The sequence below is a fragment of the Acidicapsa dinghuensis genome, assembly GCF_025685685.1.
Lineage (GTDB): Bacteria > Acidobacteriota > Terriglobia > Terriglobales > Acidobacteriaceae > Acidicapsa > Acidicapsa dinghuensis.
Window position 1 is genome coordinate 69,445 of record NZ_JAGSYH010000012.1, and the last position, 18,166, is coordinate 87,610.

16 protein-coding genes are annotated in these 18,166 nt (G+C 57.0%); 8 read left to right on the top strand and 8 right to left on the bottom strand.

All coding sequences use genetic code 11. From position 1 onward, the window contains the following. Positions 1-68: 68 nt before the first annotated feature. From OHL22_RS24450 to OHL22_RS24460, 3 genes are all read right to left on the bottom strand, one after another. Complete coding sequence (locus tag OHL22_RS24450) at positions 69-1,850, bottom strand: proline--tRNA ligase (protein WP_263342478.1); 1,782 nt, start codon at positions 1,848-1,850, stop codon at positions 69-71. Positions 1,851-1,916: 66 nt separating this feature from the next. Further along, positions 1,917-2,240 carry a hypothetical protein gene (locus OHL22_RS24455; RefSeq protein WP_263342479.1) on the bottom strand — a complete coding sequence of 108 codons (324 nt, stop codon included), beginning with the start codon at positions 2,238-2,240 and terminating at the stop codon, positions 1,917-1,919. Positions 2,241-2,293: 53 nt separating this feature from the next. Further along, entirely contained in the window at positions 2,294-2,788 is a 495-nt protein-coding gene (locus tag OHL22_RS24460; RefSeq protein ID WP_263342481.1) for a hypothetical protein, read from the bottom strand. Between the two features lie 185 nt (positions 2,789-2,973). Between OHL22_RS24460 and OHL22_RS24465 the strand changes: the two genes are divergently transcribed. The 4 genes from OHL22_RS24465 (at position 2,974) to OHL22_RS24480 (ending at position 7,705) form a co-directional block, all read left to right on the top strand. After that, positions 2,974-4,608, top strand: coding sequence for a GH35 family beta-galactosidase (locus tag OHL22_RS24465; RefSeq protein ID WP_263342483.1), 1,635 nt, complete (start codon positions 2,974-2,976; stop codon positions 4,606-4,608). A gap of 333 nt (positions 4,609-4,941) precedes the next feature. Continuing rightward, complete coding sequence (gene pstS, locus OHL22_RS24470; RefSeq protein WP_263342484.1) at positions 4,942-6,033, top strand: phosphate ABC transporter substrate-binding protein PstS; 1,092 nt, start codon at positions 4,942-4,944, stop codon at positions 6,031-6,033. A 32-nt stretch (positions 6,034-6,065) separates the two neighbouring features. Beyond that, a complete protein-coding gene (locus tag OHL22_RS24475; RefSeq protein ID WP_263342485.1) occupies positions 6,066-7,580 on the top strand; it encodes an MFS transporter in 1,515 nt (504 codons plus the stop codon). Then, a complete protein-coding gene (locus OHL22_RS24480; protein ID WP_263342487.1) occupies positions 7,577-7,705 on the top strand; it encodes a hypothetical protein in 129 nt (42 codons plus the stop codon). The genes OHL22_RS24475 and OHL22_RS24480 overlap by 4 nt, the downstream gene beginning before the upstream one ends. A 96-nt stretch (positions 7,706-7,801) precedes the next feature. Here the strand turns inward: OHL22_RS24480 and OHL22_RS24485 are convergent, their stop codons facing one another. Further along, a complete protein-coding gene (locus OHL22_RS24485) occupies positions 7,802-8,809 on the bottom strand; it encodes a KpsF/GutQ family sugar-phosphate isomerase (RefSeq protein ID WP_263342488.1) in 1,008 nt (335 codons plus the stop codon). 104 nt (positions 8,810-8,913) lie between these two features. On the opposite strand from OHL22_RS24485, the gene OHL22_RS24490 reads away from it, so the two are divergent. Then, positions 8,914-9,546: a TlpA family protein disulfide reductase gene (locus tag OHL22_RS24490; protein WP_263342490.1), complete on the top strand. Its 633-nt coding sequence runs from the start codon at positions 8,914-8,916 to the stop codon at positions 9,544-9,546. 52 nt (positions 9,547-9,598) lie between these two features. After that, positions 9,599-10,099: a protein-disulfide reductase DsbD N-terminal domain-containing protein gene (locus OHL22_RS24495; RefSeq protein ID WP_263342491.1), complete on the top strand. Its 501-nt coding sequence runs from the start codon at positions 9,599-9,601 to the stop codon at positions 10,097-10,099. A gap of 74 nt (positions 10,100-10,173) precedes the next feature. Here OHL22_RS24495 and OHL22_RS24500 read toward each other — a convergent pair whose 3' ends face one another. The 3 genes from OHL22_RS24500 to OHL22_RS24510 all read right to left on the bottom strand — a co-directional run bounded on the left by OHL22_RS24500 (position 10,174) and on the right by OHL22_RS24510 (position 13,727). Then, positions 10,174-10,725: a hypothetical protein gene (locus tag OHL22_RS24500; protein WP_263342493.1), complete on the bottom strand. Its 552-nt coding sequence runs from the start codon at positions 10,723-10,725 to the stop codon at positions 10,174-10,176. A gap of 200 nt (positions 10,726-10,925) precedes the next feature. Beyond that, complete coding sequence (locus tag OHL22_RS24505) at positions 10,926-12,683, bottom strand: M48 family metalloprotease (protein WP_263342494.1); 1,758 nt, start codon at positions 12,681-12,683, stop codon at positions 10,926-10,928. Positions 12,684-12,815: 132 nt separating this feature from the next. Beyond that, positions 12,816-13,727 carry an energy transducer TonB gene (locus tag OHL22_RS24510; protein WP_263342495.1) on the bottom strand — a complete coding sequence of 304 codons (912 nt, stop codon included), beginning with the start codon at positions 13,725-13,727 and terminating at the stop codon, positions 12,816-12,818. Between the two features lie 787 nt (positions 13,728-14,514). Here OHL22_RS24510 and galE point away from each other — a divergent pair. Continuing rightward, on the top strand, positions 14,515-15,540 hold the full coding sequence (gene galE / locus OHL22_RS24515) for a UDP-glucose 4-epimerase GalE (protein WP_263342496.1): 1,026 nt from the start codon (positions 14,515-14,517) through the stop codon (positions 15,538-15,540). A gap of 130 nt (positions 15,541-15,670) precedes the next feature. Further along, positions 15,671-16,213 carry a GNAT family N-acetyltransferase gene (locus tag OHL22_RS24520; RefSeq protein WP_263342498.1) on the top strand — a complete coding sequence of 181 codons (543 nt, stop codon included), beginning with the start codon at positions 15,671-15,673 and terminating at the stop codon, positions 16,211-16,213. A 3-nt stretch (positions 16,214-16,216) separates the two neighbouring features. Here OHL22_RS24520 and OHL22_RS24525 read toward each other — a convergent pair whose 3' ends face one another. Beyond that, positions 16,217-18,136 (bottom strand): glycoside hydrolase family 15 protein, encoded by a 1,920-nt coding sequence (locus OHL22_RS24525; protein WP_263342499.1) that lies wholly within the window; start codon positions 18,134-18,136, stop codon positions 16,217-16,219. Positions 18,137-18,166: the final 30 nt, after the last annotated feature.

Here is an 18,166-nt window from a genome sequence, read left to right on the forward strand (position 1 = left end):
CCTTTATTTCACGGTACTACCGGAAATCCACGTCTTAGCCGCTCACTTCGGCCATGACGGGTGACCGATTACTCCACAGTAAGACGCTTCAAAAGTGCGGTCAGTTCCTCCAGGGGTACTTCTTCGCTCAATGCCTTTGCGCGAGTCACCAATTCCACCTTACCCTCTGCAACCTTCTTGCCAACATTCACGCGATATGGAATTCCCACAAGATCCGCATCCTTGAACTTCACACCAGCACGCTCATCCCGTTCATCCAAAAGGACATCCAGCCCGGCAGCCTCAAGCTCCGCAGCAACTTTTTCACCCGTTTCGCGCAGCAGCGTATCGCTCACATTCGTGACCGTAACCACCACGGTGAAGGGCGCAATGCTCGCCGGCAGCCAGAACCCATTCGCATCATTCGACTGTTCAATCGCCGCCGTCAAAATACGCTCGATGCCAATACCATAGCTGCCCATGATCGGCTTCACTTCCTTGCCGTTCGGGTCCAGCACCGTCGCGCCCATCGATTCGGTGTACTTGTACCCCAGCTTGAAAATGTGCCCAACCTCAACCGCCTTGCCGACAACAAGCTTGCCCGCGCAACCTGGCGTCGGACACGCTTCACCCTCATTTACGCTGCGAATATCCGCACTCAGCGTCCACGAGAAATCGCGCCCAGGGCATACATTGCGCAAGTGATAGTCCACTTTGTTCGCACCGCATACCATGTTCCTGCGGCCCTCAAGTCCCTTGTCGATAACCACCGTAAGCCCATCCGGTTCATTCGTCGAAAGCGGAGAAGCCACATGCTTCAGCCCCACCGGCCCAAGATAGCCAGCCGGTCCGTGAATGAACTTCTCCAGCTCCTCGCCGACCATCGGCCGCAGCTCAGCGGCTCCCACTGCAGCCTGTAGCTTCGTCTCATTCACCTGGTGATCGCCACGCAGGAACACCGCCAGCCCATGCCACGTATCCGGCTTACCCTTGGTGGCGCTGCGCTTCAACGCCATGTACGCAACGCACTTGATATCGCTCGCCGGCGAAATCTTAAAGAACTCCGCAACATCCGTGATCGCCGCACAACCCGGCGTGTACTCGAGCTCCGGCGTACCATCGCCCGTCGATTCCATCTCTGTCACAGCGCCAAGCAGCGAAGTAGCCTTCTCGATATTTGCCGCGTAACCACACACCGGGCAGCTCACGATGAGGTCTTCGCCGGCATCCGTGTACACCATAAATTCCTGCGACTTCGTACCACCCATCGCACCCGAGTCCGCGTCCACGGCCACAAACTTCAACCCGCAGCGCGTAAAGATGCGCCGGTACACCACATCGTGCAGATCAAAACTCTTGTCCAGTCCCGCTGCATCCAGATCGAAAGAATAGCTATCCTTCATCGTGAACTGCCGCACCCGCAGCAGCCCCGACTTAGGCCTCGGCTCATCGCGAAACTTCGTCTGAATCTGGTACCAGATCTGCGGCAACTGCTTGTAGCTGCGCAGTTCATTCCGCGCAATCGACGTCATGATCTCCTCATGCGTCATGCCCAGGCACAGATCGGCGCCCTTACGGTCCTTCAGGCGAAACATATTGTCGCCCATCACCGTCCAGCGTCCGCTCTCTTCCCATATTTCGCGAGGCAAGATCGCGGGCAAAAAGAACTCCTGCCCGATCGTATCCATCTCCTCGCGCACAATGGCGATGACCTTGTTCAGCGCCCGCTGCCCAAGGAAGAGATAGCTATAAATCCCCGCACCGACTTGCCGAACATATCCGGCCCGCAGCAGAAATTTGTGACTGGCCACTTCGGCATCCGCCGGGGCCTCGCGCAATGTAGGAACAAACAGTTTCGACCAGCGATGCATAAAGGCGTGTACGATCTCTCCGCCCGCGATAGGGAGGCGCGGGACACTAAAGCAACATCTTCGATTTTAACCGAGGGGATCTTCCGGTAATACTTTCGCATTCCTCCGCTTGAGCCGAAATCTCTCGATGATGCCAATGGTGATCCAGACGAGACCTAAATAGAGGATCGCATTGATGAATCCTGCTACGCCCAACGAAAAGGCGTGGACATTGCCTGCGAATGCCATGGAGCCAATCAAACCTGGAAATAAGAGGGTCACAAAGCTGATTTGTATGCCACCCAGAATTGGGTTAGCACTGATGTCGGATAAGCTCTCCATGTTAAGAGTCGCAAAACCCAAAAGGCATCCCACTACTATGGCAACAGTCACTCTGGTAGTGCTGCTCATTGTCTCAGTTCCTGAAAAAATTTCGAGAATGAGGAGATTGATAAATCAAAGCATCACAGCCGTCCATGCTGCGTAAAGTGCAGATACTCCTCAATCCCCACCAACACCAGCGTCACAACCGACAACCAAAACTGCATCCGCTCGCCGCGCAGCTTTCTTGCGCTCGGCGCAGTAGTCCGCCACTGCGCAGCAGGCCGCGCCCGCAGCCGGCGAATCTGCCACAGCACCACCAGATTCAGCAGCGCCCCAGCCAATGCAATTCCATTCATCGGCCTGCGAAACCACGAAGAGTGAAACTCGCGAATAAACGCCGCCTGCCAGCTTGTCAACGCCAGCGCCCCAAGCCCAATCGCAAACCGCAGCCCATTCGCCGCCGCAAAGAACGTGCAAAGGCTCTGCAGCAAAGCAAACACAAAGCTCGTCCAGGCTATAAAGACTCGCGGTCGGCTCTTCGCTTGCAACGTCGATGAGGCTAACGATGCCGCGGACTCGCCGGGCTCCGGCGGCACACTTTGCGAGGGTAGCGAAGGTGCGGAAGTAGTCGACATAAAAGCGCGGTCTCCTTCCACCAGGAGCCTCGGTGCAGCAATCCTGATTCTGCCTCAGTCTATCGCAATCGCTAACCGTAGGTTGTCATCAAGTGGCGAGGTAAACGTATGTGAATCCTAGCCAGTTCTGCAAACCAGTTGCGCAATCCGATGTATACGATTACATTTCTCCGGAGCACAAAACCATGCCAACCAGCGCCTCGTATCTCCGACGCATCCTCGCCGCTTCGCTACTCTTTGCTTGCCTCGCAACCTTTCCAATACGCGCCGAAGAGCCGCCCAAGTTCATCCAGAAAGATGGCCGCTACGCCTTCCTCGTCGATGGCAAGCCGTTCCTTATGCTCGGCGGACAGATCCACAATTCCAGCGCCTGGCCGAGCGAACTGCCACAAGTCTTCCAGTCCATGGCCGACCTGCATGCCAACACCCTAGAAGCCCCCGTGTACTGGGAGCAGTTCGAGCCCACGCAGGGTCACTTCGACTTCACCAATGTCGATGCCCTCGTCAACGGCGCACGTGAGCATCACCTGCGCCTCATCATTCTCTGGTTCGGCACCTGGAAGAATGGTCAGATGCACTATGCCCCCGAATGGATCAAGACCGACACCAAACGCTACCCGCGCATGATCCGCAATGACGGCGTCCCGACGGATGTCCTCTCCGCCAACTCGCGCAACAACCTCGAAGCCGACAAGACCGCCTTCGTCACCCTCATGCGCCATCTGAAAGAAATCGACTCCGAAGCCCACACCGTCATCACCGTCCAGGTCGAAAACGAGTCGGGCGGCATCGGCACCATCCGTGACTACAGCCCCGAAGCCAACGCAGAGTTCGCGAAACCAGTTCCCGCAGATTTCCTCGCCATCACCCATAAGCAGCCCGGCACGGCTTCCGGAGGAACTTGGCTTCAGGTCTTTCCCGGCGACGCCGACGAAATCTTCCAGATGTACCACCAGGCCAAATACATCAACGAAATCGCCGCCGCAGGCCGCGCCGAGTTCAACATTCCGCTCTACGCCAACGTCTGGGTCGACTACCCACCTGCCGAACTCCCCGAGCGTCGCCTCGACCAACCCGGCGTCGGCTATCCCAGCGGCGGACCTGTGCAGAAGTATGTCGGCTATTGGCGCGCTCTCGCACCCTCCCTCGACCTCATCGGTCCCGATATCTATTCCGACGATCCTGGCTTCGTTACCGATCTCATGCGCATCTACAGCCGTCCAGACAATGCACTCTGGATTCCCGAGATCGGCCGCAGTGACAACTACGCCAAATACCTCTTCCTCGCCCTCGGCCACGGCGCACTCGGCTTCTCGCCCTTCGGCGTCGACCAAACCGGTTGGAACATCACCGGCGACGAAGCGCCCAAGGCTGATGCCGCCAACTTCGCTCTCCTCGGCCCCATGAGCCGCGAAATCGCCCAGTGGAACTTCGAAGGCAAACTCAAAACCTCTGTGGAAGAACACGGTCAGGCAGAGCAGGAGATCGACTTCGGCCCATGGCAGGCCTCCATCAACTACGGCTTCCCCCAGAACGACGGCCGCCACGCACCGGGCAACAGAGACGCCCACGGCACAGCCCTAATAGCCCAGCTAGGCCCCGATGAATTCATCGTCACCGGAATCGACTGCAGCGTCAGCTTCCACCTTCCCGGCAAGTTAGCCGGCCAGCGCATGCAAATCCTTAGCGCCGAACAGGGCTACTACGAAAACGGCACGTGGCACAAACTACGCCTCTGGAATGGTGACGAAACCGATCGCGGCCTGCAGTTCCACGCCAAAGAACCCTCCGTAGTCCGCGTCCACCTCGGTCAGTTCTGAGTCTGACTCAAGTCTCAGGCGGCGGTTCAAATAGAAGCTCTCGATTTACAGAGTGCCGTCGTTCGAACCAGCCACCACTGCCAGCAAGACGACTTGTCGGTATCAATTTGCGCTCGATAAGTGACTCGGCGATGATGTGCATTTCGATAGCTGCCTCTAAATTTGAATACACAAAATCATTGATCTAGGCCGCTCATTGATTGAACCGGCGAACTGCATCTCTTGACGATGTCATCATCTCGTAACATGCAGTCTGTACTGTGATCTCGCACTTCGCAAGTCCTCGTCCTCTGCAAGCCAACCGATCTTTCATATCCGAAAAGGAGTGGTCGCATGAGTGCTTGCCGCAAGAGCGCCATTTATAGAACTGGGTACATCGCCGCGATAGCTGTTGGGTTGGTAGCTTTGCCGATTGCGATAGCGCAAGCGACGGGGACGACCATTGCGGAAACGGGATCGACCTTGATCTATCCGCTGTTCAGGGCCTGGATCGATGCGTATGCGAAAGTCGATCCTGCCGTGCACATGACGGCCGGCGCCACCGGATCTGGAGCGGGTATCGCTCAGGCCATCGCAAAACAGGTACAGATCGGGACATCGGACGCATACATGTCCGACAACGAGGCGATGGCCAATCCTCAGATACTCAACATCCCCATCGCAATCTCGGCGCAAACAGTGCAGGTGAATCTGCCTGAACTGCGCGGTCGCGAGCTCAAACTCAGCGGACCGGTGCTGGCCGGCATCTATTCTGGAGCCATCCGCGAATGGAATGCAAACCCCATTGCCGAACTGAATCCCGGAGTCAGCCTTCCGCGCCATGCCATCGTGCCCGTTCGGCGCGCCGAAAGCTCGGGCGACACCTTCATCTTCACGCAATTTCTGAGCTTTTCCGCTGAAGATACGCACAATTCCTGGGGAAACACGGTTGGCTATGGCACAACGGCGAATTGGCCGTCGGTATCGGGCGAACTGACTGCAACCGGCAATCAAGGGATGGTGCAGACCGTTGCTCGAACGCCCTATGCGGTTGGCTATGTTGGTGGCAGCTTCCAGGACGATGCGGCGAAGGCTGGTCTGATCACCGCGATGCTTGAGAATCAGGACGGAAAGTTTCTGCTTCCTACGCCGGCAACGGTCACGGCAGCCGCTGCGGAATTGACGCCACGCACACCTGCCGACGAACGCCTGACGCTGGTCTTCGCGCCCGGCGTCAATTCCTATCCGTTGATCAATTACGAATACGCCATGGTCGCAGAGCAACAGTCGAACCAGCAGAGTGCGCAGGCGATCGCCAACTTCCTGCTCTGGTGCATCTCGCCGCAAGGCGGCAGTGCGGACACCTTGCTAAAACCGGTGCATTTCATCGCCCTGCCGACATCGATCCGCGCTCGCAGCGAATTGCAAATCACGAAAATTCACTAGGTTGATGCAAGTAACCGTAGAGGACATTGCTCATGCCGACTGTTACCGATTCCGCGGCGCACCAACCCCGCACCGTGCAGGACTACATTGACGAACTGCCGGTCTGGCCCGATGGCACGCGCCTTCCCTCCACGCCCATGACCAGCATGCAGCGGCTGATCTGGATGCTGGCCGCGGCGGGTAAGTTTTTCGAAGGCTTCGTCGTTTTCATGACCGGCGTGGCCTTGCCGCTCATCGCGCGCCAATTCGAAATCGGCCCCGCGCAGCGTGGACTGGTGACTGCTGCGAGCCTGTGCGGCATTCTCGTCGGAGCCGTCGGCCTGGGTACTCTGTCGGACCAATTCGGCCGCAAATCGATGTTTATTGTGGAGATGATCATCTTTACAGCATTCCTTGGCGCGGCCGTCTTTTGCACTAGCTTTACCTCATTGGTGTTCTGCCTCTTTGGACTCGGGCTGGCGCTCGGCTGCGACTACCCGACGGCGCACATGATCATCTCCGAGAACATTCCCAGTACCAGCCGCGGCAAGCTGGTCCTGGGTGCCTTCGCATTCCAGGCGGTCGGTGCTGTGGCTGGAGCGGCCGTGGGCTACGCGGTGCTGACTGTCGTTTCGAATCTCAATGCATGGCGTTGGATGTTTGCCACAGCGGTTGTGCCCGCGCTGGTCGTTACGGTGGCTCGTTTCTACATCACCGAAAGCGCTAACTGGCTGCATTCCAAAGGCTCCACCGAGCGCGCCACTGCGGCCGCCCAACGGCTGCTGGTGCGCACCCCACAATATCCGCAGAACGTGGTGCTGTTGCAAAAGGCGGCTCCAGGGGAACATGGGCATGGCGGCGGATCGTTCTTCTCTTTGTTTCAGAAGCGCTACCGGCGCGCCACTATTCTTGCGTCTGTGCCATGGTTTCTGCAGGATCTGAGCACATATGGCATCGGCATCTTTGCGCCAACCATTCTGGCCACGGCGTTCGGGCACAAGGCAGAACATGTGCGGAGCATGAGCGATCTGATCGCCAATGCTACAGAGGGCGCCAAGGGCGACGCCATGATCACGATTCTGCTGATTATCGGCATTGTCTTTGCCGTGATGCTGGCGGACAAGATGGGCCGGATCCGCTTGCAGATTATCGGCTTCATCGGCTGTGCTGTAGGTCTGCTGATCGCTTCGCTGTCAGTCGACGCGACCGGCGGCCTCAAGGTCGCGCTGATTTTCATCGGCTTTATGCTCTTCCAATTCATGACCAACCTTGGCCCCAATGCACAGACTTACCTGCTGGCCGGCGAGGTCTTTCCGACTGCTATCCGAGGCGCAGGCGCAGGCTTTGCCGCAGCCTTTGCCAAGATCGGCGCCGTTGCGACTGCGTTCCTGTTTCCGATCCTGCTTGACGTGATCGGAACGCGGATGTTGCTCTATGGCCTGATTATCAGTTCGATCCTTGGAGCCGTCGTGACCTGGTTTTTCCGCATCGAGACAGCGGGTGTCAATCTCGACCAGATCGGCGAGCTTGCAGCAGGCACACCGGAGAAATCGAAGGCAATTGCTTGAACTGGTTGGAGAGCCGTCAGCAGCCGCTGCTCGATGCTGGAATCCCCATCCTCAATTGGCGATATCAGGCCGAAGCACTCATTGAGCCGGAGCTCGGAGCATTCGAGCGAGGCTGGTACCGATAAACGCCCTTCTCGCCACTAGAACATCTAGTTTTTTCATCGCCGGAAACTTCGGATTCTAAGTGCTCCACTGCAGACATGTCTCGTCATGACCTGGTTTCAAATCAACTCCATTCCCCAAAGATCATGCAGATGCAGCACACCCTCCACGCGCCCCGCATCATCCACCACCACCAGCGAAGTAATCTTCTTCTCCTCCAACACCGCCAGCGCCCGCGCCGCCAACTCGCCCGCCGCAATCGTCTTCGGCGCTCGATTCATCGCCTGTTCCGCAGTCATCGCTAGCGCAGCACCACCCTCGCGCTCCAGCAACCGCCGCAGATCCCCATCCGAAATCACACCCAGCAGCTTTCTATCTTGCTGCACCGTCGTCAGCCCCAGCTTCTTCCGGCTCATCTCATAAATCACATCCGTCATCGCCGTAGAAGCAGCCACTACCGGTACCGCCTCACCCGCATGCATCAGCTCACGCACCAGCTTCAGCTTCTTCCCCAGTTTCCCGCCCGGATGCAGCTCCGCAAAATCCTCAGCCCTGAATCCTTTGCGCAGCGAAACCGCCACCGCCAGCGCATCCCCCAGCGCCAGCATCGCCGTCGTAGAGGCCGTCGGTGCCAGATTCATCCCGCAAGCCTCGCGCTCCACCGAGCAATCCAACACCACATCGCTCGCCGCCGCCAGCGTCGAGCCCAAATTGCAGCAGAAAGAAATCAGCGCATCACCTTTGCGCTTCAGCGTAGCCAGCAACCGCAGAATCTCTTCCGTCTCCCCGCTCGCCGAAAGCGCAATTACCACATCTCCCGGCATCAGCACGCCCAGATCTCCATGCACCGCTTCAGCCGGATGCAGAAACAGCGCCGGCGATCCGGTTGAGCTGAGCGTCGCAGCAATCTTCTGCGCAATGATCCCGCTCTTGCCCATGCCCGTAACGACAACTCGCCCGCGCCCCTCGCCGCACCGCACCACTAGCTCAATGGCCCTGCCAAAATCCTTGGCCATCAATCCAGACGCCCCATCCAGCCGCTCGGCCAGTGCCTCAAGCGCCCGCGCTTCCGTCCTCACCAGCTCCGCCGGAGTGATACCATCCGGTGCATTCCCTTTAGCTTCCATGCGCTTCCGATGGTAGCAGTTTGACGACCAGAACCTGTAACCCCCGTTGGAACGGAATCATCTAAAGCACAGCGCCTTACAATAAGCACGGGGGATCCACGCATTTGAAACGCAACGTTATTGTCATCTCTGCAGTCGTTTTTGTCCTGGCGCTTCTGGGGTTCGCCGGATGGGCCAATCATCTGAACCGTGTACACGCCGCACTCCAGGTTCAGGCTCAGCAGGATCAGGCTAACCTCGTTTCCGATGCAGCCGGTGTGGGACACCTGGCTTCTCCCATGGTCGGTAAAGCGGCCCCCAGCTTCACCTTGACCAATCTCCAGGGCAAAAAGGTCTCTCTCGCCGATTACAAAGGCAAAGCCATCCAGCTAAACTTCTGGGCCACCTGGTGCGCACCCTGCAAGATCGAAACCCCCTGGCTCGTCGACCTTGAAAAGCAATATTCGCCCCAAGGCTTCGAAATCCTCGGCGTATCCTTTGACGATCTGGATCAGGACGATACCAAGCTTCTCGCTAAGGAGAAAGTAGACATCGCCAAGGCCGCCGATCAGCTTGGGATTCATTATCCCGTCTTACTCGACGGCGACAGCATCGCTAAATCCTACGGTGATCCTGACGTCTTCCCGACCTCTTTCTTCATCAACCGAGAAGGCGAAATCACCAACGTCACCTTCGGCCTCACCTCAAAAGACGATCTCGAAAACAACATCCGCAAGGCCCTCGGAGAAGCGAAGTAGGAGAAACAAAGTAGGAAAAGTTAACTAAGAGAAGGGAAGCAGGAGAACCGCCATGATGATTCTTCGTAGTTCGGCTTTGATGCTCAGCGTAGCTCTCGCCGGTCTCGTCGCGACTGCGCAATCTCCCTTCGACAATCTCCCAAAACAGTCGAAGGCTCCGCAGTCCGTTTCCTATCTCTTTCCCGAGCAGATCACCATTCCCGCTGGCAAGCCAGCCACCGTGGATCTGCATTTCAAGGTAGCTGCAGGCCTGCATGTTAACTCGCACACGCCAGCCGAAGAGGCTCTCATCCCCACAACTCTGAAATTTCCTGAAGATTCCGCTGTCAAGCTCGCAAAGGCCGATTATCCGCATGGCGAACCGTTTACATATCCAAACGATCCCGGCCAAAAGCTCAGCGTCTATACCGGCGAGTTCACGATCCACACCGAGATTGTTGCCCCCAAAGGCGACCATCTCTTGCAAGCCTCGCTACGCTATCAGGCTTGCAGCAATGAGCTTTGCCTGCCTCCGCGTACCATCCCCATCGCCATCGACATAATCGCTAAGTAACAACAGCGAGTCCGCAGACATCGCGCCTGTGCCGATGCTCCATCCGGCAAGAGTTCTCTGACCCCTGATCTCTATCAGAAAATCCGGTAGTTCATCCCCACGCTCACGCCATAGGGATTCAGTCGATCTCCAAGAAAATCCGGCCACCATTGATATTCGAAGTCACCGCGCACGCTCCAGCGCCGGTCCAGTCGAATATCCGTTCCACCGCCAAATGCGATTGTGTTAAAACGCCCTGTCCCGATGCCCGGTCCAAAGTTCATATTGCTGAACCCACCCAGCACCTTCACATACGGCTGCGCCTTCCAGAAATGAAAGATCTTTTTCCGCGGACCGATCAGGTAGTTGTCCTGGCTTATGCCGTAATACTCATGAAAGTGCTGCCAGCGTCCCTCGGCTTCGATGCCATAGCCACGAAAGATATTCAGATCGACATATCCTCCGACACCGCCCAGCTTGTAATCCACATAGTCCGGTTGAAATACCGAAACAAAGCCGCCGGCAGTCAGCGACAAAGAGCCCTTAACCGCTGCGGGCACAACCTGGCCTCGCACCTGCTGAGCAGCCAATCCACAAAACACAACACTGATCAGGAAAAAAGCAAAACGGTATCTTCTAAGCAACATGCACATTCCAGACTTCGCAGGAGTATGACGCCCTTCAGGGGAGAAAGTATCAGGCGCTCTCAAAAGTATAGCCGGGATATTCCAGAACCCTGAGATCGTATCCCAGCGTTCGGAACCCCGGCCATGAATGAAATCGAAGTAGATCCCTGTTGAAATTCCCCACTCCAGACGTCGTGATGTCTGGAGTGGAGAATATGCGATTAGTTGGTGCCTGTCGGGTTTGCGCCCGGCTGCCCGTTACCTGGGGCAGGAGCGGTGCCTGGCTGAGCTGGCGTATTCTTCTGCGCGTCCTCGTAACGCTGTAGCCTGTAGTACACCGGCGTCACCTCAAACGGCATTTTGTCGCGGGCATTCATCGGAGCATACCGCTTCGCGTTCAACATGTACTCCTTGTCGTCCCACGGATCAGTCTTCAGCCAGCTTCCCAGCGGCAGCGCGGCCACTTGTGCTGTGTTGTCCTGATCCAGCTTCGGAGCCGTCTTCGCAATATCCGCCAGCCATGGTGTGCCGTCTGCCTTCAGCATCGAGTCGCCCAGCTTCGGCGAGTTGAGCTGCTTCAACGCCTTGTCGCGATCCTCGAGCTGCACAAAGTAAAGACCTGCATTCGCAATCTTGTCCTTGTACATCGAGTTCTGCATGTACTGGGTTGCCAGCTTCGCTGCCTGGAAGTTGTCCTCGTCCGTGTGGTTCATCTTGATCCGCTGGAACGAAGCCTCATCCGGGAAGAGCAGGCGATCGTTGAACGCATAGCGTGTATCGATGTGATGTCCCAGCGCCACGTGCGCAAGCTCCATCGCTACCACCGCTGCGATCGACTCTTCATTCGGCAGTGTATCGATCAGTCCCTTGCTGATCAGGATCGTGTTGCCGATCGTCGTCGCTTCCACTGTCGTTGTCAGCAGAATGCGGCAATGAATCGGGTCAGGGAAGTTGAGATTGTTCGGTACCGCCAGGTTTACAACAATCTGTTCCAGCGTCTTGTCAAAGTCGCTCGGCGGAGCCAGCAAACCAGCCTGCACCAACCGGTCGATCACGTTGTTCTCAGCCTGCTGCACCCACTCGCGTGTCGCCTGCAGCGGAGTCACATCCTGCGATTGGCCGCTCTGGTCAACCGCACCTTCTACCTGCACCGAAACATTTTCGCTGTCGCGCGTCGGCAGTGTCAGCGAGTAGCCCCAGAAGTGCGTCTGCGCGCGCAGGCCAACCATCTTGCCGCCTTCGATGCGCTGCGACTCTTCCACATAGATCGCCACCGGCAGCCACAGGTCCGGCTGCATGTTCATGCGCCAGCTGTCAAAGTGGAAGTACTCCTTGTTGTTGTCCTCGCTTTGGCTCTCTGTGTAAGTTCCATTGAAGCGGACAATGTTTCCGTCCTGATCCTCGATCCAGACGCGGCCAAAGAACCGGCCATACCCCTTCACCGAATCACGCGGGTGTACGTCAAACTCCCATGTACGAACCGATCCCAGGAACTCGCGCCGCACATAGCTGAACACATAGTGTTGCTGGTCGAATCCTGTCGGATCGACAAACATCATCTGCGTAAAGCCGTTGGAGTTAAAGGTTTCCTTATCCAGATGCAGGGCCTTGCCGATGTTGGTAAATGCTGACAGAGAGCCCTTGAAGAATCCGTGCTTCGAAGCGCTCCGTGCCTCGTACGGCTTATCGGTAAAAGCCTTGCGGAAATCCACCCGGTTCAGCATGTACGTGTCCGAAGTCGGCACCTGATACAGCTTGTCGTCGGGGCGCATCTCCTGAATGTAGGTCTCCACCAGCGGCGTGCGCTGCTGAATGTTCTTGATGACTACCTTCTCGCGGGCGATTGCTTTTTCTACCAGAGCAGCCTGGTCGGCAGTGAGTTGGTGCGCCTGTTCATACTTCGGTTGCTTCTTCGCTTGCGCAATTGGCACACCTAAAGTCAGGGCCAGTAGGGGGAGGGAATACTTCAACAACTTCATTGCAGGCTCCTAAGGTGAAAATCGTCTGTTCGTGCTTGGCCGCCTTCACCTGCCATTCTAAGAGGCTTCGGGGCTTGCGGCTTGCTTCGTGTGTTATCTCGTCGAATACGTCACAAGTGCGTATAGCAGCGGTTATGCGGTCTGGAACTTGATAATGATGTTCGTTTCGTAGTCCACAGCATGGCCGTTCTGCGTTGCGGGCTTAAACCGATAGCTCGGCGCCGACCGCATGGCAGATTCGTCCAGTCCATGGCCCAGACCATGAATGACGTGGTGCACCACCATCCGTCCGTCGGTGGTGATCGTTACACGCAGTACTACATCCCCCTGAATTTTTAATTGCTTCGCCTCAGATGTGTACTCAGGCTCGGCGTGGCTCAACAACACCGGCGGAGTCGTCTTCGGTTCAGCCGACATCATTGCGGAACCGCTTGAGCCCGGTGTCGAAGAGGTTCCAGGAATGCCGGCGGATCCTACGTGAGCACCGTTTCCATATGCGCCCTGCTGCGCCGTGCCATTGCCTCCCGGAATGCCGGCGGAAGCAACTCTGCCTACCGTGCCCGCATTCGATCCGGACCTCACGCCATTTCCGAACCCTGTCGATCCAACAACGCCGCGCGGAGCCTCCGCATTGCCCTGCATTCCTCCATAAGGATTGCCGAGAGCTGCAACCGTCGCTGGCCGTGCCGCATTTGGATTCGGACGTACCCCATTGAGGTCCCCAAGATGCACTGCCGCAACTGAGGGGTGCTGCTGGGGCTCAAGAGCCGGAGCAGCCGCCGCGGCCAGCGCAGCCTTAGGTTGAGGCGCAAGTATCACCTGCGGCTTCGCTGCTTCAACCTTAGGCATTGCGGGAGTCTCTTTAATTACCATCTGCTTGATCGCGGGCCGGGGCTCTGCCTTCGGGACGTTGATCTTAGGCAGGTCAAGCTTTGCCAGCTTCGGCTCGGGTGGCGGAGGAACCTTCACTTTCGGCATCGGTGGTGTCTTCACCTTGATCTCAGGTGGAGGCGTTACTGGAAATACAATCTGCGTCGACTCCATCTTCCGCACCTCAATTGCATGGTGGGCAAAACTTCCCACGACCAGCAAAAGGGCCAAAAGTGAAACGTTCAGTATCGTGCTAGTCACAAAAGATGCAGGATTTCTCTCCGGCTCGGGAAGCAATCCGAAGTGTGTCCGTCCAGCATATGAAGTCGATGGCATATTTTTCTGTCCTCAAATCGCGGTGGCTGGCCGCGGTTATAACCGATTTGCAAAAAAATGAAAGACGTCCTGGTCCGTAGCCATCCCTAACGGGAAACATGCAGGCAGCTTATGCCGTCCTGTGCTCAGACACAGATTTTTGTGCTCCGCCTCTGTGATTCGATGCAACTTCCTCGTGTTATTGTCCGCTCGCCGGGCGGAGTTTTTAGGGCCCTGCGGAGCTCCGAGGTTTCTCGTGTGGTTCCGCGCAGTGCAATTGAGTTGTTTTCTGCTTACATCTCATCTGCAAACTCATGCAAAATCCGTCCAGAATTGCTCGGATCGCCTGAATGTCAGACGAACGAAAGCCTGAATCGTTCATCGTCCAGACACCAACACCTCGGTGCGAACTTCCTGGCCAAGACAATAAGCCAGACACCTCGGTAATCGGCGTCTAAGGTTACTTCATCAACAACTTCTTTTCCGCGGTTGTCGATGTCCCTCACCGTGAAAACAACACATTTTGCTGCGGCCCGCCGTCTGGGAGACGGTCTTAGAACAGTGTAACCGGTTTATAACCAAGTCTGTTCAGCCTGTGTATTAGTTTAAACTTATCTCAAAAGCAGGTCCAAAGGGCAAAAATTTTATGAAGATCATGGTCACCGGCGGCGCCGGGTACGTCGGGGGAACGGTAGCATCCCTCCTCTTGAGCCAGGGGCACCAGGTTACCGTTGTCGACAACCTGTGCCACGCACGCCGGAATCAGGTTCCCAACGGTGTTGACTTTGTTGAGACCGATATCGCCGACCGGCCCCGCATCGAAGCCCTTTTCCGCGACGCTTCCGCCTCCGGCCAGCCCTTTGATTCCGTTCTCCATTTCGCCGCCCTGATCGAAGCCGGCGAATCGATGAATAAACCTGAAATTTATTTCAGGAATAATACAGCGTCAACCCTGGCTCTTCTGGAAGCAATCCTCGCCGCCGGCCCGAAACGTATCGTTTTCAGCTCCACCGCCGCCGTCTACGGAGAGCCCGAAACTGTTCCAATTCGGGAAACGGCTGCACTCCGCCCCACGAACGCCTATGGCGAATCCAAACTCCTCACCGAGCACATCCTCAGTTGGTTCCACCGTATCCACGGCCTCCGCTCTGCCTCGCTGCGCTATTTCAACGTTGCCGGTGCACCCGAGCAGGGAGGCCCAGGCAGCGGCGTCGTCTTGCGCGGCGAAGACCACGAGCCCGAGTCCCACCTCATCCCTCTCATCCTCGATGTCGCCCTCGGGCGCCGCGAATCCATCAAAATCTTCGGCGACGACTACCCAACCGAAGACGGCACCTGCGTCCGCGACTATATCCACGTCGCCGACCTCGCCGATGCCCACCTGCTCGCACTCAAGGCCCTCGAAACCCCAGCTGCCGCGCAATCCCGCCTCATCTACAACCTCGGCAATGGCTCCGGATTCACCGTCAAGCAGGTCATTGACGCCGCCCGCCGTGTCACCGGTCACCCAATCCCGGCAGAGATCCATCCCCGCCGCGCCGGCGACCCTGCCTTCCTGATAGCGGCCAGCGACAAAGCCATCGCCGAACTAGGCTGGAAACCCAATTACCCCGACATCGACAACATCCTCCGCACCGCCTGGCTCTGGCACCAGAAGCGATACAACTCATAGCTCTTTGCGAATCCTGTCCCGTTCTCTAGCTCTTCTTTACGTAGTTCAGCATGTACTTAGGAATGGAGAGAGCATGGCGGCAGACAACCAGAGATATGCAACTCGCTCTAAGGTCCGCTGAATCCCGCAAATGGCCAACAGCAGCATCGCGAGCGCAGAGCCTGAGGACGCAACCACATCGCATTGCCTGATTCGCCCTGCGACCCCCGCCGATATCCCCCACATCACGGCAATTTACGCCCAGTTCGTAGCCACCAGTACCGCCACCTTTGAAATCACTCCTCCTGATGAAGCTGAGATGTATCGAAGATGGCGATCCGTCCTGGATCGAGGTCTGCCATATCTCGTTGCGGAGCTCGAAAGCTACATCGTCGGATATTGCTACGCCTCGCAGTTCCGTCCCCGCGAAGGCTATCGCTTCACCGTCGAAGACTCCATCTATGTTCGCCCCGACTGCATCGGCCACCACGTCGGTACTCGCCTGTTATCGCAGCTCATTTCCGAGTGCCAGGCCAGAGGCTGCCACTCCATGGTCGCCTGCATTTGCGGCATCAATGTCCCGTCGGTTTCCTTGCATGCCTCGCTCGGATTCAGAGAAGTGGGCCTGCTGCCGGAAGCAGGCAACAAGTTCGGCGAATGGCTGCGTCTGCTCATCATGCAGCGCATGCTATAGCGATTAATGTTTTGCTTCGTACTTCTCCCGATCCAGCAAATCCAGAAGGAAAGCCCCCGCCCCATACCCCGCCATCGGCCGCGCTCCCGTAGGATCACCAATCTTCCCCGGAAACAGATCGCACGGCAGCGCCACATACATCTCTGGAATAATGTCGTGATCCTCAGCAGCCTTGTCCTCGATGCGCCGCATCATCGCAGCAGCCTCATCCCTGTGTCCCAGCGACCGGTAAACCTCCGCAAGGCTGATATCGACAAACAGAAACTCCTGGCGTTCATACCAGTACTCAAAAATCTTCGGGTCCGTGTAATTACTCCGTACCCTGCGATAGCCGCCTGAAGCGACCTTCAGCAGTTCCATCCTCGCCACGGTGTCCCGAATCACTGCCGGATCATTCACCACGCCAAGATGGATAATCGCCAATAGCGCCCCATCAATATCGTTCTTCTCGCCCTCTTCCAGCGTTCCGTGCAGCCTTCCGCCACGGATAAAGGCCGCGTCAAAGCCCGTCTGCAACTGCGCCACATGCTTCAGCACGTCCGCGCGTGCAGCCTCGTCTCCCGCCATCCGCGCAATCTCGGCAAAATTCTTCAGCCCCACAATCGCCGCCGCCGTCGAAAACGCAAAATGCTTCTGGTCCTTCTGGTGCTCCTCCCATATCGAAGTGTCCTCAGCCACAATCGATCCCGATCCATACGAATCAAAATTCGCCAGCAGCGGCTTCACCACATAATCCCGCGCGCTCTCATACAGCTTTCCCCGATAGGTAGCAGTTTGCAGCAACCCAGGATCGTCATATCGTTTCAGATACTCGCCCAGCGCCCACAAAACCTCGCCCCAATCATCGAATTCAATATTGGTAGCGCCCTCCATCGTGAAAAATGGCTCTTCCTCGCCATCCCCGAAATACCGCACCACAGAGATCTGATAATCGGCGCCTCTCGTCTCGTTCCGCATCTTGCCCGTCGGACGCGCCTGAAAGTAAGCCAGCAGCGCAGCCCGTGCCTCATCCCTGTGCCCCATCCTCGCCAGCGCCACTGTGGCATACGCCATATCCCGCACCCACGGAGTAAACCAAACCCCATCCGGCAAACTAGCAACGATAAGTCCATTGCCATAACGTCCGGTATGATCAGGCTCCCGGCTCTGTGCCATACGCAGCATCACCTCACTCTGCCGCCACAGATGCCGCTCCTTGTCTCCAGTGAATGTAACCGCAGGCTTTACACGCCAGCGCTCCACCTCCGTAACCTCGCGCGTGACAAGCTGTTCCGGCCTCAACCCCGCGCGCCATGCGTTCACCTCACGCACGGCTTCATCCAACTCATTCTCGTTTTCAATCGAAAGCAGAATCCATCCAGCATGCCCCGCAAGATCATCGACTGATCCCGCACCTGCCACTTTCGCTCCAAGCGGCAACGCCACCAGCGATTCCTCAATTCCATCGAATCGCAGCACCTCGACTTGCGCGCCATCAATCTGTACCTCTCTGCGAGCACTCACCGGCCGGTTCCATTCCACCCTCCAACCGCCTGCAATCTGCTTCGAAGAGTTCGGAAGCCAGCTAACCACCAGCGCGGCATGATGCAACCCAAAGGGCATATACACATATCCCCTCCCGGCATCGCCGCGAATCTCAATAATCTGTGAGTCGTCCTTATATTCCGCGGCAGCTTTACCAGTACCGTCCCAGCGAAGACTCTTCAGAAAGTTCGCAGTCTCCACACCTTCGCCAAGAGCATTCTTAGGATCAGGCCGCAGAAAGCTATACGGATGTGCATAGAACTTGCTGATCGTCCCACCCTGCGGCGAGACCACCGCAAATCCAAAACCATTGCCGCTCACCAGATTGGTCGCAGCAGCAGGCAGTGACGTTGCGAAGCAGAAACAAAAGAGCGCTGTTGAATATAGGCGTAAATACATGACCAGCCAGTTTCATTGCCAGCCATGCTC